Here is a 15,473-nt window from a genome sequence, read left to right on the forward strand (position 1 = left end):
GACTGGAGCACTCCCATGTCCTCGAACTTCCCGGTCGCCCTCTCGGGCGCCCGGGCCCGGACCCTCATGTGGGCGCACGAGCACGACGTCGACCACGCGGCGCTGAACCAGCTCCGCAACATCTCCGCCCTGCCCTGGGTCGAGGGCGTCCGCGTGATGCCCGACGTCCACCTCGGCAAGGGCGCGACCGTCGGCTCCGTCATCGCCATGCGCGACGCCGTGTCGCCCAACGCCGTCGGCGTCGACATCGGCTGCGGCATGATCGGCGTCCGCACCTCGCTCACCGCGAGCGACCTGCCCGACGACCTCTCCCGCCTCCGCAAGCGGATCGAGGCCGCCATCCCGGTCGGGTTCCACTCGCACGACGAGCAGGTGGACCTGCGCCGGCTGCGGCCCGTCAAGGGGTCCGGGGGCCAGGAGCGGCTGCGCGGCGAGCAGATGTTCTGGGACCGGTTCGAGACCCTCCACCCCAAGGTCAAGCAGCTCGAGACCCGCGCACGCAAGCAGCTCGGTTCGCTCGGCGGCGGCAACCACTTCGTCGAGGTGTGCCTGGACCAGGACGACCAGGTCTGGCTCCAGCTCCACTCCGGCTCCCGCAACATCGGCAAGGAGCTCGCCGAGCACCACGTCCGCATCGCCAAGGACCTGGAGCACAACAAGGGCATCGTGGACCGCGAGCTCGCCGTGTTCCTCGCCGGCACGCCCCAGATGGACGCGTACCTCAACGACCTCTGGTGGGCGCAGGAGTACGCCGCCCGCTCGCGGGCGGTCATGATGGCGCTCGCGGTCCAGGCGGTCCGGGAGGAGTTCGCGGAGCTGCCCGACGGCGGCCGGGAGCTCACCTTCGACGAGGGCGTGAACGTGCACCACAACTACGTGGCGCGCGAGCAGATCGACGGCGCGGAGCTGATCGTCACCCGCAAGGGCGCGATCCGGGCGGGCCGGGGCGACCTGGGCCTCATCCCCGGGTCGATGGGCACGGGCTCCTACGTGGTCCGCGGCCTCGGCAACCCGGAGTCGTACTGGTCGGCGTCGCACGGCGCGGGCCGGCGGATGTCGCGGACCAAGGCCAAGAAGGAGTTCACGCTGGACGACCTCGCGGCGCAGACCGCGGGCGTCGAGTGCCGCAAGGACCAGGGCGTGCTCGACGAGATCCCCGGTGCCTACAAGGACCTCGACGCCGTGATCGCGGCCCAGTCCGACCTCGTCGAGGTCGTGGCGCGGCTGCGGACGGTGCTCTGCGTCAAGGGCTGAGCTCAGGCTCGGTCCGAGCCGCCGCGGCGGCCACCGCGACCCCGGTGCCACGGGGTCGCGGTGGCCGCCTTCTGCGTCTGGGGCCACAGTGGATTCCAGGTCCGGGAGGTGGCCGACGTGGACGAACGTGAACCGCAGCACGACGGTGGCACCGGCGGCCGCGACCTGGAGGCACTACCCGCCCGGCGCCGGCGGACCCTGATCACCCTCGGCCTGCTGCGGGCGTTCGCGACGTCGGCGCTCCTGGTGGCGCTCTACTACGTGCTGCCGCTCGACCGGTTCTCGGTCCCGTCGCTGGCGCTGGTGCTGGCCGTCGGCCTCGCGGCGCTCGGCGCGATGTCGTACTGGGAGATCCGCGCCATCGTCCGGTCCCGGTTCCCGGGCATGCGGGCGGTCCAGGCCCTCGCGACGCTCGTCCCGTTCTTCCTGCTCCTGTTCGCGTCGACCTACTTCACGCTCAGCGACCGCGAGCCGACGACGTTCAGCGAGACCCTCACCCGGACCGACGCCCTGTACTTCACCATGAGCACGTTCGCGACCGTGGGATTCGGCGACATCGTGGCGCAGACGGACCCGGTCCGGCTGCTCGTCTCCGGACAGATCCTCCTGGACCTGGTCATCCTCGGCCTGGGCATCCGGGTGGTCCTCGGCGCGGTGCAGCGGGGCCGGTCGGGCGGGGTCTGACCGGAACGGGGAACCGGGCGAACTGGAAGCGGGCACCGTGTCTCTGGCACCCTGTGCGCGGTGACCAGCACTCCGGAGGCCCCGGCCGTCTCGGCACGGGTCCGTGGACTCGTGATCGCCGTCTGGGTGGTGCTGCTCGCGCACCTCGCGGCCACGTTCGTGTGGGCGGCGCCGGGCTACCTCGTCGGGCGGCCCGACGGCGGGTCCACCGGCGACGTGGCCTCGACCGGCGTCCCCTCGACCGGAGTGCACCAGGCCCTGGAGGCCTACATGACGCCGGTCTTCGCGCAGAACTGGTCGGTCTTCGCGCCCACGCCCCTGCACGTCGAGTACTCCCTGCGCGTGCGGGGCGTGTACACGGGCGGGCCCGACGGCGACCTCGTGCCCGGACCCTGGATCGACGCCACGGCCGTCGAGGTCCGCGCGCTGACCGGGCACGCGCTCCCGGCGGCGATCGAGCGTCCGTCGCGCCGTCTGGCGTCCGACCTGCGCGCCGCCTACCTCGCCCTGCCGGGGCGGGGGCGCGAGGTGCTGCTGGTCTCGCCGGTTGAGGAACCCGTCGGGTCGGGCGGCGACGGCGGACCCTGGCCCGACCTCCGCGCCGCGCTGCTCGACGCCGGGGGTGCCTCCGACGCCGTCGACACCTGTCTCGGCCTGGACCGGGCGGCGGCCGCGTATGCGACGCAGGTGCTGCTCGCTTCCGGCGACCTGGCCGAGCCCGAGCCGGGACCAGGCGCACCCGGGAACGGTGCCGCCGACCTCGGGTACGTGCAGGTGAGCGTGCTGCGCCAGGCCGTCGCGCCGGAGGGGAGCAGCGAGCGCCCGGCGCCGAGCGAGCTCCTGCTCGGCGCCCGCCCGCCCGTCGTCGTGCCCGGACAGGACGACGCCGCGTTCCGCGCGGCCTGGGACGCGCTCCGCGAGCCTGCCTCGTGACCGCCCTGGTCGACGCCGGCGTGCGCTGGATGACCGTCCGCGCCCACGCGACGTACGGGGTGGCGCTGATGCGCATCGTGCTCGGTCTGGGCGTCGCCGGGTACGTCGCGGTGAACCTCCCGGCGCGGCAGGTCCTGTGGGGCACCGGCGCCCGCTGGACGACGCCGCTCGGTGGGCACGCCCTGATCAGCGGTCCGCTGCTCACAGCCGGCTGTGCGGCGCTGCTCCTGGTGGCGGCGCTGGTGGTCGTGGGCTGGCGCGCCCGCTGGACGGTGCCGTTGCTGCTGCTCGGCTGGTCGGGCCTCACCGCGATCAACCCCCTGATCGCCGACCAGGGCGACAACATCTCGCGGATCCTGCTGGTCTACCTCTGCTTCGCCGACACGTCGGCGCGCTGGTCCCTGGACGCCCGACGGCGGGGGAGGCGGGCGGACCGCGCACGATCAGCCCCGGTGGCGCGGTCGTCCGCCCTGGAACCGGGCCGGGAGCCGAACCGGACCGAGGGACGCAACCTGCTGCACAACGCCGCCGTGCTGGCCGTGGGCGCGCAGATCTGCCTGGTGTACGTGCTGTCGGGGCTGTTCAAGCTCCAGGGGGAGCAGTGGCGCGACGGCTCCGCGGTGTACTACCCGCTGTCGCTGCCGCAGTTCCGGCCGTGGCCCGAGCTGGCCGACCTGATCGCCGGCAACGGCTGGCTCGTGGCCGCCGTGACGTGGGGGACGCTCGCGCTGCAGCTCACGTTCCCGCTCCTGCTGCTGCAACGCCACCTGCGCGTGGCCGCCGTGGCGGGCGCCCTCCTCATGCACGCGGGCATCGCCGTCGTCATGGGCCTGCCGTTCTTCTCCCTCTTCATGATGGCGGGCGACTGCGTCTTCCTCACGGATGACGCGGTCGCCCGCCGATCAGGTCAGCCCACCTGGTGGAGCCAGCGGACCGGCGCGCCCAGGCCGGCGTAGCGGAACGGCTCGAGCTCGTCGTCCCAGGCGGCGCCCAGGGCGAGGTCGAGGGCGTCCCGCATGGCGCGCGGGTCGGCGAGCTCCAGCGCGGCGCGGACCCGGTCCTCCGGCACCACGACGTTGCCGTGCACGTCGGTCATGGCGTGGAAGATGCCGAGGTCCGGGGTGTGGGACCAACGGGCGCCGTCGGCGCCGTTGCTCGGATCCTCGGTGACCTCGTACCGCAGGTGGGACCACCCGCGCAGGGCGGACGCCAGCTTGGCGCCCGTGCCCTGCGGTCCCTGCCACGAGTACTCGGCGCGGTACAGACCGCGCCCAGCGGGCTGCGCAGTCCAGTCCATGGAAACGCGCACGCCTAGGACGTTCCCCGCGGCCCACTCGATGTGGGGGCACAGGGCACGAGGTGCAGAATGCACAAAAAGCACACCCCGCGTGATGACACCGGCCATGTCTTCCTCCCTGGGTCGAGGTACGTCTTCCCCTACGTCCTCACCAGGGCGGTGACGCTGTGGTCGGCTGCACAGCGGTGCTTCGGACCACATCCTGCCCGATCCATCGGAGACATGCGAGGCGAAACGACGCGCATGTCGCCGAAAGAATCACTTCGTACGACGAGTTCGTGCGGCACATTCTTGCCTAAAAGGACGTACCGCCACTAGAGCCCAGACGAATCTCCTGATGATTCATCCCACATGCGTGTTTTGTACGAAATGAAGCCGAAGTCCCTCAGAGGCGCGCGCGAAGCTCCCGCATCGCGGCCCGGCGGGTCTCCTTCTGGAGCCGGTCCAGGTAGACCATGCCGTCGAGGTGATCGGTCTCGTGCTGGAGGCAGCGCGCCATGATCCCGGTGCCCTCGACCGTGATCGGCTCGCCGTCCAGGTCGATGCCCTCCACCCGCGCGTAGTTGGCGCGCACGGTGGGGTACCAGAGCCCGGGCACGGACAGGCAGCCCTCGCCGCCGTCCTGCAGCTCCTCGCCCAGCTCGACGATGCGCGGGTTGATCACGTAGCCGATCTCGCCCTCGATGTTCCAGGAGAACGCGCGCAGGGAGACGCCGATCTGGTTGGCGGCCAGCCCGGCCCGCCCCTCGTCGTCCACGGTCTCGACCAGGTCGGCGATCAGCCCGCGTACGCGGTCGTCGATCGTCGTCACGGTGTCGCACGGGGTGCGCAGCACGGGGTCGGGAACCAGTCGGATCTCACGCATTGCCATGCGCACATTCTCCCATGTCAGGACCGAGGGACGCCGTCGGTACGGCCCGGACACGTCGGACGCTCAGGTCACCTCGGTGACCTGAGCGTCCGACACGGGGCCGACGGCGTCGGCTCAGGCGTTCTGGATCACCAGGGCGACGTTGTGCCCGCCGAACCCGAACGAGTTGTTGATCGCGGCGATGTCGCCGCCCGGCAGCTTGGCCGGCTCGTTGCGCACGAGCGGCACCTGCAGCTCGGGGTCGGGGTTCTCGACGTTGATCGTGGGCGGGGCGAGCCGCTCGGCGACCGCCTTGACGGCGAACAGGGACTCGATGGCGCCGGCACCGCCCAGCAGGTGTCCGGTCATCGACTTGGTGGCCGAGAGCTGCACGTGGTCGGCGTCCGACCCGAAGAGCTTGCGGATCGAGGCCGTCTCGGTGAGGTCGCCCACCTTGGTGGAGGTGGCGTGCGCGTTGACGTGCACGACGTCGGAGGTCGTCACCCCGGCGTCCTCCATGGCGAAGCGCATGGCGGTCACCTGGCCCGTGCCCTCGGGGTCGGGGGAGGTGATGTGGTACGCGTCGGACGAGAGGCCCACGCCGCCGATCTTGGCGTAGACGCGGGCGCCGCGGGCGGCGGCGTGCTCCGCGCTCTCCAGCACCAGCACGGCCGCGCCCTCGCCGAGCACGAAGCCGTCGCGGTCGATGTCGTAGGGGCGGGAGGCGTGCTCCGGGTCGTCGTTGCGCAGCGAGAGCGTGCGGGACGCCGCGAACGCGCCGAGCGGCATCGGGTGGATCGACGCCTCGGTACCGCCGGCGACGACGACGTCGGCGCGGCCGGACCGGATCATCTCCACCGCGTAGCCCACGGCCTCCGCACCGGAGGCGCAGGCCGAGACGAGCGCGTGCGTGCCGGCGCGGGCGCCGAGCTCGAGCGACACGTAGGCCGACGGGGAGTTCGGCATGAGCATGGGGACGGTCATGGGCAGCATGCGCCGGGCGCCGCGCTCACGCAGCGTGTCCCAGCCGTCCAGGATGGTCTGGATGCCGCCGATGCCGGAGGAGACCACGGCGCCGAGCCGCTCGCCCGGGACCTCGGGGCTGCCCGCGTCGGCCCAGGCCTCGCGGGTCGCGACGATCGCGTACTGCGCGGACGGGTCCATGCGCTTGGTCTCGGGGCGGGACAGGACCTCGGCCGGGTCCACCTTGATGGTGGCGGCGAAGGTCACGGGGATCCCGTACTTCTCGGCCCAGTCGTTCTCCAGGGTGCGCGCACCGGACACGCCGGCGAGCGCGGCCTCCCACGTGGAGGCCACGTCACCGCCGAGCGGGGTGGTGGCGCCGAGGCCCGTGACGACGACTTCGCGTGCGGAGGTCATGATGATGCTCCCGAGAATGGTGGGACGAAGGGGGCAGGTGCTCAAGATGCTGCCTGTGGGCAGCGGGTGCCCGACGGCGGCGCGGGCCGGTGGATCTCAGCCGGCCGCGCGGCCGCCGTCGGGGGGCGGCTCAGTCCTGGGCGCCCTTGATGAAGCTCACGGCGTCGCCGACGGTCGCGAGGTTCTTGACCTCCTCGTCCGGGATGCGAACCCCGAACTTGTCCTCGGCGTGCGTGACGATGGTCATCATCGACAGGGAGTCGATGTCGAGGTCGTCCGTGAAGGACTTCTCGAGCAGGACGTCGGCCGTGTCGAGGCCCGTCTCCTCGGCGACGATCTCGGCGAGGCCCTCGAGGATCTCCTGGTCCGTGTTGGCCATGGGACTTCCTATCTTTCGTTAACGGTCACCGGCGCCGTCGGGCACCGGAGTCTTGCTGGTCAGATCTTGGCGCATCCTGCGACCGGAATGCACAACGGGCCGTCCTGCGACCCGGCCGCACCCTGGCTACGGCAGCACCACGACCTGTGCGGCGTAGACCAGGCCTGCGCCGAACCCGATCTGGAGGGCGAGGTCGCCGGACTTGGCCTGTCCCTCGGACAGGAGCCGCTCGGCGGCCAGCGGGATCGACGCCGCGGACGTGTTGCCGGTCTCGGCGATGTCCCGCGCGATCACCACGCTGTCGGGCAGGCCGAGCTGCTTCTTCATCTGGTCGATGATCCGCATGTTGGCCTGGTGCGGGATGAAGACCTTGATGTCCTCGGCCGTCACGCCCGCCTCGGCCATCGCCTTCTCGGCGATGGGCGCCATCTGGAAGCTCGCCCACTTGAACACCGTGGGGCCGTCCTGGCGCAGCGTGGGCCAGCCCAGCTCGGGGTTCTCGCGCAGCTCGGTCCAGGAGTGCGTCTGCCGGATCGCGGTGGCCTTGGAGCCGTCCGAGCCCCAGACCGTCGGGCCGATGCCCGGCGTGTCCGACGGGCCGACGATCGCGGCGCCCGCGCCGTCGCCCAGCAGGAAGGAGATGGAGCGGTCGGTCGGGTCGATGATCTCGCTGAGCTTCTCGGCGCCGATCACCAGCACGTGCCGGGCCAGGCCGGCCCGGACCAGGGCGTCCGCCTGGCCGATGCCGTACGCGTAGCCGGCGCAGGCCGCCGACACGTCGTAGGCTGCCGCGGGCGTCGCGCCGATGCGGTCGGCCAGGATCGCGGCCGCCGACGGCGTCATGTGCATGTGCGTGATCGTCGAGAGGATGATCGCGTCGATGTCGGCGCCGACGAGGCCCGCGGCCTCCAGCGCCTTCTTCGAGGCCGCCTCGGCCAGGTCGAGCACGTCCTTGTCGGCGCCCGCCCGACGGCGCGTGACGATGCCGGTGCGCTGGCGGATCCACTCGTCCGAGGAGTCGATGGGGCCCGCGATGTCGTCGTTCGTCACGACGAGCTCGCCACGCTCCGCGCCGATCGCGAGGATCTTCGAGAACTGCGTGGGCTGGGCCTGCTGCAGGGTGGTCACTGGGCTGCTCCGGTCGCGCTCGTGCCGCTGGAAAGGGCGTTGCTGTGTGCCGCGATCAGCTCGCGGGCCGCGTCGAGGTCGGCGGGCGACTTGACGGCCACCGTCTCGACACCCTTCAGGCCGCGCTTGGCCAGGCCCGTCAGGACGCCGCCGGGGGCGAGCTCCAGCAGGCCCGTGACACCGCGCTCGGCGAGGTTCGTCATGATCAGGTCCCAGCGCACCGGGGCCGTGACCTGGCCCGCGATGTTGCGCAGCACGTCGGCGCCGGTCCCGTGACCGTGGGCGCCGCCGGTGTAGGCGGTCCCGTCCAGGTCGGCGAGGAAGGGCAGCGTCGGGTCGGCCGCGTCCCAGCCGAGGGCGACGGGCTCGAACTCCGCGCGCGCCGCGTCCATGAACGGCGTGTGGAACGCGCCCGCCACCTGCAGCGGGATCACGCGGGCGCGGGTCGGCGGGTTCTCCGCGAGCTTGGCGAGGTTCTCCAGCGCGCCGGCCGCGACGGTCTGGCCGGCGCCGTTCACGTTGGCGGGCCACAGGCCCGCGGCCTCGATCGCGGCGAGCACCTCGTCCGGGTCGCCGCCCACGACGGCGCTCATGCCGGACGGCGCCGCTGCCGCGGCCGTGGCCATGGCGCGGGCGCGGCGTGCGACCAGGCCGGCCGCGCCGTCGTCGGACAGGGCGCCCGCCACCGCGGCGGCCGACAGCTCGCCGACCGAGTGGCCGGCGGTGACGTCCACGACGTCCGAGGCGGCACGGCCGTCGAGCAGGGCCCGCAGGGCGAGCAGGGAGGTGGTCACGATCAGCGGCTGGGCCACGGCGGTGTCGCGGATCGTGTCCGCGTCCGACGTCGTGCCGTGGGCCACGAGGTCCAGGCCGGCGGCCTCGGAGGCCGCGGCGAGGCGTTGGTCGGTTCCGGGCAGCTCGAGCCAGTCGCTGAGCATCCCGGGGGTCTGAGAGCCCTGTCCAGGGCAGACGACGGCGAGCACGCGTCCACTCTGCCAACCCGAGCCGCTCCCGGGACGTCGCGACCTGTACCAACCTGGTCGGGGGCCCTTGTCGGGAACCTACAAGGCATTCACCCTGGCCAGCAGTTAGTGGCCCAGGTCTCCCGCCGGCTCAGCCCCGGCCGAGCTGGCCCAGCGCCAGCGCCACCTGCAGCACGAACGACTCGCGGGCGTCGAGCGGGTCCCAGCCCGTGATCTCGGAGACCTTGCGCAGGCGGTAGCGCACCGTGTTGGGGTGAACGTACAGATGACGGGCGGCGGCCTCCAGGGACCGGCCCGTGCCGAGGTAGGCCGAGAGGGTCTCCAGCACGGCGCCGCCGGCGTCCTGCAGCGGGGTGAACGCCTGGGCGATGAGCGTGGCGCGGGCGGTGTAGTCGCCGGTCAGCACGCGCTCGGGCAGCAGGTCGTCCGCCATGACCGGGCGGGGCGCCTGGGGCCACGCCGGCGCGGCCGTGAGGCCGGCGAGCGCGGAGCGGGCCGATCGCGGGGCGTCGGTCAGGCTGGGCACCTGGGTGCCGATCACCACGGGCCCCGTGCCGAACCGGGACATCAGCGCCGTCGCGGCGGCCACCAGGTCGCCCTCGCCGCCGAGCACGAGCACGAGCCGGTCGCCGTGGATGCCGACGAGGGCGTCGCCCGCGGCGCGGCGGGCCACCCGGCGGATCTCGGCGGTGCGGATCTCGTCGAGCTCCTCGGTCGCGAGCCCCACGACCACGAGCGCGTTGCCCCGGCCGCTCCAGCCGAGGGCCGAGATGCGGGAGCGCAGCGAGTCGTCGCCGTCGCCGCGCACCAGGGCGTCGACCACGAGCGCCTCCAGGCGGGCGTCCCAGGCGCCGCGCCACTCGGCGGCGCGGGCGTAGACCTCGGCCGCGGAGAACGCGACCTCGCGGGAGTAGCGCAGCACCGCCTCGCGCAGGTCGCGCTCGCCGCCGGGAGCGGCGATCCGGTCGGAGTGCGTCTCGACGACGTCGACCACCACGCGCACGAGCTGCAGCGTGTGCTGCAGGGAGATGGAGCGGGTCAGCTCGGTGGGCGCCGCGGCGAAGATCTCGCTGACGCCGTGCGGCGGCCGGTTGGGGTCCGTGAACCAGGACGTGAACGCGTTGATGCCGGCCTGGGCCACGAGGCCCACGTACGAGCGGTCCTCCGCGGGCAGCTCGCGGTACCAGCTGAGGTCCTCGTCGAGCCGGCGCATCGCCGCGGCCGTGAGCACGCCGCTGGCCTCGCGGACGCGCTGGAGGTTCATCGGGAAGCCGGCGGGGTCCAGACCGGCGTCGGGCTCCGGGGTGCCCTCGGGGCCGGCCCCGGGTGCCTGACCAGTGTCCTGGTCCGCGCTGCGGTCGGTCGCTTGCCCGGCCTCCCGGTCGGTCTTCTGGGCGCTGCCTCGAGCGGCCCGTCGCGTAGCTGGCACCCCGGCAGCATACGAGCCCGAGTTGTGGGGAGTCCACAAACGGACTTTCGCGACAGTGCTATTCCAGTGAGTGCGGGTGAGAAACTGTAGGGTCGAGGCATGGCCCTGATGCACCGGCTCCGTCGCCTCATCCGTCGGCCCTTGTCTGCGTCCACGGTCGGGGCTCGCCGGCCGTCACCGTCGGCACCCCGACGTGGGGACGTGGGACACGAGGACGCGCTACGAGCGCAGCTGACCGACGATCCCAACAACGAGGAGGCGTTCGCCGCCCTGGCGGAGATCGTCCGCCGGCGGGCCGCCGAGGACCCGACGCTGGAGGACCCGCTGCGGGACTCCGACGAGATCCCGGAGTCGAAGCAGCGCGAGGCCGATCTCGCGGTCTGGTCCCTCGCGGAGGAGCTGGCCGGGCACCCGCGGGGCTGGTACCCGCTGATCGAGCTGGGCCGGCTGTCGCTGGCCGACGACCCGGAGGGCGCTGTCCGCCGGTTCATCACCGCCGCCGAGCGGGACCCGGACGGCAACGCCCTGGCCGAGGGCCTGGCGATCCTGCGCGACAACGGGATGCCGGTCGAGGCCCTGGGTCTGGGTGTGGGGCACTGGCGGGTGCGGGAGCACTCGCCCGTCGTCGGCAAGCACCTCGTGCTCGCGGCGCTGGAGGCCGACCGGGTGTTCGAGGCGAAGCAGCACCTGCGCGCCCTGGACCTGCACCCGGACACCAAGGCGGTCAAGCCGCTGCAGGAGGAGCTGGCGAAGGCGATCGCGGAGGCCGAGCGGCGGAAGCCGGCCTGACCGCGCGGAACGCGCTCGGAACACGCGCGGGACACAGAGAGAGCTGCGGCGCACCGGTGGACCGGTGCGCCGCAGCTCGTCTGCTACCCGAGGGTCAGCTGTCGCCGCCCGCGTTGCCGGACGTGCCGGCGGTGACGTCGAGCAGGCTGTACTTCTCGACGGCCTTGCTCACGACGTCGGCGGGGACCTCGCCACGGCGGGCGAGGACCTGCAGCGTACGGACCACCATCGACGGGCCGTCGATGAGGAAGTAGCGCCGTGCGGCCGCGCGGGTGTCGGAGAAGCCGAAGCCGTCCGCACCGAGCACCGCGTAGTCGCCGGGCACCCACGCGCGGATCTGGTCGGGGACCAGGTGGTCGTAGTCGCTGGTGGCGACGAACGGCCCCTGGGCGCCGGACAGCTTCTCCGTGACGTACGGGGTGCGCAGCGGCGCCGACGGGTCGACGAGGGCGTCGTGCTCCGCCGCGAGGGCGTCGCGACGCAGCTCGTTCCAGCTCGTCACCGACCAGACGTCGGCCGAGACGCCCCAGTCCTCCTTGAGGAGCTGCTGCGCCTCCAGGGCCCACGGCACACCCACGCCGGAGGCGAGGAGCTGGGCCTTGGGACCCTCGGCGTCGGACACCGAGATGCGGTGGATGCCGCGCTTGATGCCCTCGACGTCGACGTCCTCCGGCTCGGCCGGCTGGACCATCGGCTCGTTGTACACCGTGAGGTAGTACATGACGTCCTGCGCGCGCCCGTCGGGCGTGTGGCCGTTCTCGCCCGGGCCGTACATGCGCTCGATGCCGTCGCGCACGATGTGCCGGATCTCGTACCCGTAGGCCGGGTCGTACTGCACGATCGCGGTGTTGGTGCCGGCGATGAGCGGGCTGTGGCCGTCGGCGTGCTGCAGGCCCTCGCCGGTCAGCGTGGTGCGGCCCGCGGTGGCACCGATGATGAAGCCGCGCGTGAGCTGGTCGCCGGCCGCCCAGAACTGGTCGCCCGTGCGCTGGAACCCGAACATCGAGTAGAAGATGTAGACCGGGATCATCGGCTCGCCGTGCGTGGCGTACGACGTGCCGACCGACTGGAACGCGGCCGCGGAACCGGCCTCGTTGATGCCGGTGTGCATGATCTGGCCGGACTCGGACTCCTTGTAGCTCAGCATGAGCTCGCGGTCCACGGCGAGGTAGTTCTGGCCGAGCGTGTTGAAGATCTTGGCGCTCGGGAAGATCGAGTCCAGGCCGAACGTGCGGGCCTCGTCCGGGATGATCGGCACGATACGGTTGCCGAAGTCCTTGGCCTTGAAGAGGTCCTTGAGCAGCCGGACGAACGACATGGTCGTGGCGACCTGCTGCGTGCCGGAGCCCTTCTTCAGCAGCTCGTAGGACTTGTCCTCCGGCAGCGTCAGGGTGGTCTTCGCCGTCGTGCGGCGCTCCGGTACGAACCCACCGAGCTGACGGCGGCGCTCCAGCATGTACTGGATCTCCGGTGCGTCGGGGCCCGGGTGGTAGTACGGCGGCAGGTACGGGTCGGCCTCGAGCTCGGCGTCCGAGATCGGGATGCGCAGGGAGTCGCGCAGCGTCTTGAGGTCGTCGCCCTTGAGCTTCTTCATCTGGTGCGTCGCGTTGCGGCCGGCGAAGCCGGCGCCCAGGCCGTAGCCCTTGACGGTGTGCGCCAGGATGATGGTCGGCTGGCCCGTGTGCGCGCGCGCCGCGGAGTAGGCCGCGTACAGCTTGCGGTAGTCGTGGCCACCGCGCTTCATGTTCCAGATGTCCTCGTCCGTCATGTTCTCGACGAGGGCCTTGGTGCGCGGGTCGCGCCCGAAGAAGTGCTCGCGGATGAACGCGCCGGACTCCGCGCGGTACGTCTGGTAGTCACCGTCGGGGGTGACGTTCATCAGGTTGACCAGCGCGCGGTCCTTGTCGGCGTTGAGCAGGGCGTCCCACTCGCGGCCCCACACGACCTTGATGACGTTCCAGCCGGCGCCCTTGAACTGGGCCTCCAGCTCCTGGACGATCTTGCCGTTGCCGCGCACCGGGCCGTCGAGGCGCTGCAGGTTGCAGTTGACGACGAAGGTCAGGTTGTCCAGCTGCTGCTGCGCGGCGTGCTGGATCATGCCGCGGCTCTCCGGCTCGTCCATCTCGCCGTCGCCCAGGAACGCCCAGACGTCCTGCTGGCTGGTGTCCTTGATCCCGCGGTTGTGCAGGTACTTGTTGGTCCAGGCCTGGTAGACCGCCGACGCCGGGCCGAGGCCCATGCTGACGGTCGGGAACTCCCAGAAGTCCTGCATGAGGCGCGGGTGCGGGTACGACGGCAGACCGCCGCCCGCGTGCGACTTCTCCTGGCGGAAACCGTCGAGCTGCTCCGCCGTCAGGCGGCCCTCGAGGTAGCCGCGAGCGTAGACGCCGGGGGAGGCATGGCCCTGGAAGTAGATCTGGTCGCCGCCGCCCGGGTGGTCCTTGCCACGGAAGAAGTGGTTCAGGCCCACCTCGTAGAGCGTCGCGACGGAGGCGTACGAGGAGATGTGGCCGCCGACGCCGAGGCCCTCGCGCTGGGCGCGCGTCACCATGACCGCCGCGTTCCAGCGGATCCACGAGCGGTAGCGACGCTCCATGGCCTCGTCGCCCGGGAAGTACGGCTCCTCGTGGACACCGATGGTGTTCACATAGGGCGTCGCCATCGACGCGGGGATGCTCACGTTCCGCTCCCGCGCGCGGCGCAGCAGGTTGAGCATGACGTATCTGGCGCGGGGTCCGCCCTTGTCGTCGATCAGCCCGTCGAAGGACTCGACCCATTCCTCGGTCTCGGCCGGGTCGATGTCAGGTACGGCGCTGAGCAGACCGTTGATCAGCGGTCCGGTCTCGTCAAACGAAGCCACCAGCAACCTCTCTCGGTGTCGCGCGGCGCGGTCGCGGTTCGCGCTCCCCGCCGCCTCGTCAGGACCCGTCGCGTCGGCAGCGTCGCCACAGCTGGGGTTGCGGCTGTGCACGCCCACGCACAGGTGGTCTATCTATTCTGTCCCCTCACAGCCTCCGTCCACACCATAGGGCGGTCAAGAGCGCGTGATCTGCGTTACGTCTGTGGCGGTTCGCACCAGTATTGATACCCGGTATCGCAATATTGAGACTGAGTGCATGACCAGGGCGTTGCCGAGGTCGGATCGAATCATCAAAAAGGCACCACACGTCCTGGTTGCGAGGCATGGCCGGGGTGCGTGCACTACCTTTGGCGACGGAGGGCCCGACGGCGGGCCGACAGAAGATGGACGCGACCCGGCAACCAGTGCCGGACAGAGAGAGGAACGATCAACCAAGTGAGCACGGACACCCAGGGCGCGGGGCGCCTCGGCTTCGAGGCCGGCCAGGTCGTGCAGGAGTTCGGCTGGGGAGACGACGTCGACGAAGCGCTCCGCGCCGAGATCGAGAAGATCATCGGCAGCGAGCTGGAGGACGAGGACTTCGGTGACGTCACCGACGGCGTCATCCTCTGGTGGCGCGACGACGACGGCGACCTCACCGATGCACTGGTCGACGTGCAGACCGTCCTCGACGACGGCGGCCTGATCTGGATCTTCACGCCCAAGCCCGGGCGCGACGGCGAGGTGGGCCACGGTGACATCCAGGAGGCGGCCACCACCGCCGGCCTGCAGACCACGAGCACCTTCGCCATCGCGGAGGACTGGTCGGCCACGAAGCTCGGCTACCGGGGCCGGGGCAAGTAGCCGGTCATGACCGAGCTCTCCGGCGCGCCCGCTGCGACGGTGGCGCTGAAGCCGGGTGACCCCGCACCCGACTTCACGCTCCCCGACACCCACGGCACCCCGACCACGCTGTCCGACCTGCGTGGCACGCCGGTGCTGGTGGTCTTCGTGCCGTTCGCCTTCTCCGGCACCTGCACCGGCGAGCTGTGCGAGCTGCGCGACAACATCGAGGACTTCGAGACCGCCGGCGTGCGGCTGTTCGTGATCTCGACCGACGCGGTGTTCACGCTCAAGGCGTGGCAGGCCGCGGAGGGCTACCAGTTCGACCTCCTCTCGGACTTCTGGCCGCACGGCGATGTCGCGCGCGCCTACGGCGTGTTCGACGATGGTTCGGGCATCGCGCTGCGCGGGTCGTTCCTGATCGATGCCGACGGGATCGTCCGGTGGACCGTGGTCAACCCGCGCGGACAGGCGCGTGACCTGGAGGACTACCGCCGGGCGGTCGAGGAGATCTGACCCCTCCCCGGCCGGTAAATCTGACCAGGTCCGGGGCGCGGGGCAGGTATTGTTGTCCGCTGCTGGTCTTGTGCTGCCGAGGCAGTGCTGCCGGGGCTCGTAGCTCAGTTGGTTAGAGCGCCACGTTTACACCGTGGATGTCGGGGGTTCGAATCCCTCCGGGCCCACC

15 protein-coding genes and 1 tRNA gene are annotated in these 15,473 nt (G+C 71.7%); 8 read left to right on the plus strand and 8 right to left on the minus strand.

Going from position 1 to position 15,473, the window contains the following annotated elements; genetic code table 11:
• Window positions 1–15 precede the first annotated feature (15 nt).
• From QRN56_RS13305 to QRN56_RS13320, 4 genes are all read left to right on the plus strand, one after another.
• The gene (locus QRN56_RS13305) at window positions 16–1,254 is read left to right on the plus strand and encodes an RtcB family protein (protein WP_285103953.1); all 1,239 of its coding nucleotides are present in this window, start codon (window positions 16–18) and stop codon (window positions 1,252–1,254) included.
• Window positions 1,255–1,371: 117 nt separating this feature from the next.
• Entirely contained in the window at window positions 1,372–1,938 is a 567-nt protein-coding gene (locus QRN56_RS13310) for a potassium channel family protein (RefSeq protein WP_285103955.1), read from the plus strand.
• Window positions 1,939–1,998: 60 nt separating this feature from the next.
• The gene (locus tag QRN56_RS13315; protein ID WP_285103957.1) at window positions 1,999–2,871 is read left to right on the plus strand and encodes a DUF5819 family protein; all 873 of its coding nucleotides are present in this window, start codon (window positions 1,999–2,001) and stop codon (window positions 2,869–2,871) included.
• Window positions 2,868–3,827 (plus strand): HTTM domain-containing protein, encoded by a 960-nt coding sequence (locus tag QRN56_RS13320; RefSeq protein WP_285103959.1) that lies wholly within the window; start codon window positions 2,868–2,870, stop codon window positions 3,825–3,827. The genes QRN56_RS13315 and QRN56_RS13320 overlap by 4 nt, the downstream gene beginning before the upstream one ends.
• Here QRN56_RS13320 and QRN56_RS13325 read toward each other — a convergent pair.
• The 7 genes from QRN56_RS13325 to QRN56_RS13355 all read right to left on the minus strand — a co-directional run bounded on the left by QRN56_RS13325 (window position 3,779) and on the right by QRN56_RS13355 (window position 10,317).
• On the minus strand, window positions 3,779–4,276 hold the full coding sequence (locus QRN56_RS13325) for a DUF3145 domain-containing protein (RefSeq protein WP_285103962.1): 498 nt from the start codon (window positions 4,274–4,276) through the stop codon (window positions 3,779–3,781). The two genes, QRN56_RS13320 and QRN56_RS13325, sit on opposite strands and share 49 nt — an antisense overlap.
• A 277-nt stretch (window positions 4,277–4,553) precedes the next feature.
• On the minus strand, window positions 4,554–5,039 hold the full coding sequence (gene def, locus QRN56_RS13330) for a peptide deformylase (protein ID WP_285103964.1): 486 nt from the start codon (window positions 5,037–5,039) through the stop codon (window positions 4,554–4,556).
• 114 nt (window positions 5,040–5,153) lie between these two features.
• On the minus strand, window positions 5,154–6,398 hold the full coding sequence (gene fabF / locus QRN56_RS13335; RefSeq protein ID WP_285103966.1) for a beta-ketoacyl-ACP synthase II: 1,245 nt from the start codon (window positions 6,396–6,398) through the stop codon (window positions 5,154–5,156).
• A gap of 130 nt (window positions 6,399–6,528) precedes the next feature.
• Window positions 6,529–6,777: an acyl carrier protein gene (locus QRN56_RS13340; protein ID WP_020014121.1), complete on the minus strand. Its 249-nt coding sequence runs from the start codon at window positions 6,775–6,777 to the stop codon at window positions 6,529–6,531.
• A 126-nt stretch (window positions 6,778–6,903) separates the two neighbouring features.
• Window positions 6,904–7,905, minus strand: coding sequence for a beta-ketoacyl-ACP synthase III (locus QRN56_RS13345; protein WP_285103968.1), 1,002 nt, complete (start codon window positions 7,903–7,905; stop codon window positions 6,904–6,906).
• Entirely contained in the window at window positions 7,902–8,888 is a 987-nt protein-coding gene (locus tag QRN56_RS13350) for an ACP S-malonyltransferase (RefSeq protein WP_285103970.1), read from the minus strand. The genes QRN56_RS13345 and QRN56_RS13350 overlap by 4 nt, the downstream gene beginning before the upstream one ends.
• Window positions 8,889–9,018: 130 nt before the next feature.
• A complete protein-coding gene (locus QRN56_RS13355; RefSeq protein ID WP_502928796.1) occupies window positions 9,019–10,317 on the minus strand; it encodes a PucR family transcriptional regulator in 1,299 nt (432 codons plus the stop codon).
• A 201-nt stretch (window positions 10,318–10,518) separates the two neighbouring features.
• Between QRN56_RS13355 and QRN56_RS13360 the strand changes: the two genes are divergently transcribed.
• Window positions 10,519–11,106, plus strand: a complete 588-nt coding sequence (locus QRN56_RS13360; protein ID WP_285103972.1) for a hypothetical protein — start codon at window positions 10,519–10,521, stop codon at window positions 11,104–11,106.
• A gap of 94 nt (window positions 11,107–11,200) precedes the next feature.
• On the opposite strand, the gene aceE is transcribed toward QRN56_RS13360, so the two are convergent.
• A complete protein-coding gene (aceE, locus tag QRN56_RS13365; RefSeq protein ID WP_285103973.1) occupies window positions 11,201–13,966 on the minus strand; it encodes a pyruvate dehydrogenase (acetyl-transferring), homodimeric type in 2,766 nt (921 codons plus the stop codon).
• Window positions 13,967–14,401: 435 nt separating this feature from the next.
• Between aceE and QRN56_RS13370 the strand changes: the two genes are divergently transcribed.
• From QRN56_RS13370 to QRN56_RS13380, 3 genes are all read left to right on the plus strand, one after another.
• Window positions 14,402–14,809 carry a DUF3052 domain-containing protein gene (locus tag QRN56_RS13370; protein WP_285103975.1) on the plus strand — a complete coding sequence of 136 codons (408 nt, stop codon included), beginning with the start codon at window positions 14,402–14,404 and terminating at the stop codon, window positions 14,807–14,809.
• Window positions 14,810–14,815: 6 nt separating this feature from the next.
• Window positions 14,816–15,304 (plus strand): peroxiredoxin, encoded by a 489-nt coding sequence (locus QRN56_RS13375; RefSeq protein WP_285103977.1) that lies wholly within the window; start codon window positions 14,816–14,818, stop codon window positions 15,302–15,304.
• Between the two features lie 93 nt (window positions 15,305–15,397).
• Window positions 15,398–15,471, plus strand: a tRNA-Val gene (locus QRN56_RS13380).
• Window positions 15,472–15,473 lie beyond the last annotated feature (2 nt).

This window comes from Promicromonospora sp. MEB111 (assembly GCF_030209445.1).
In the GTDB taxonomy this organism is placed as follows: Bacteria; Actinomycetota; Actinomycetes; order Actinomycetales; family Cellulomonadaceae; genus Promicromonospora.

Coding starts and splice junctions, on each gene's coding strand:
- QRN56_RS13305 (WP_285103953.1), top strand. CDS start 16: ATGTCCTCGAACTTCCCGGTCGCCCTCTCGGGCGCCCGGGCCCGGACC.
- QRN56_RS13325 (WP_285103962.1), bottom strand. CDS start 4,276: ATGGCCGGTGTCATCACGCGGGGTGTGCTTTTTGTGCATTCTGCACCT.
- def (WP_285103964.1), bottom strand. CDS start 5,039: ATGGCAATGCGTGAGATCCGACTGGTTCCCGACCCCGTGCTGCGCACC.
- fabF (WP_285103966.1), bottom strand. CDS start 6,398: ATGACCTCCGCACGCGAAGTCGTCGTCACGGGCCTCGGCGCCACCACC.
- QRN56_RS13340 (WP_020014121.1), bottom strand. CDS start 6,777: ATGGCCAACACGGACCAGGAGATCCTCGAGGGCCTCGCCGAGATCGTC.
- QRN56_RS13375 (WP_285103977.1), top strand. CDS start 14,816: ATGACCGAGCTCTCCGGCGCGCCCGCTGCGACGGTGGCGCTGAAGCCG.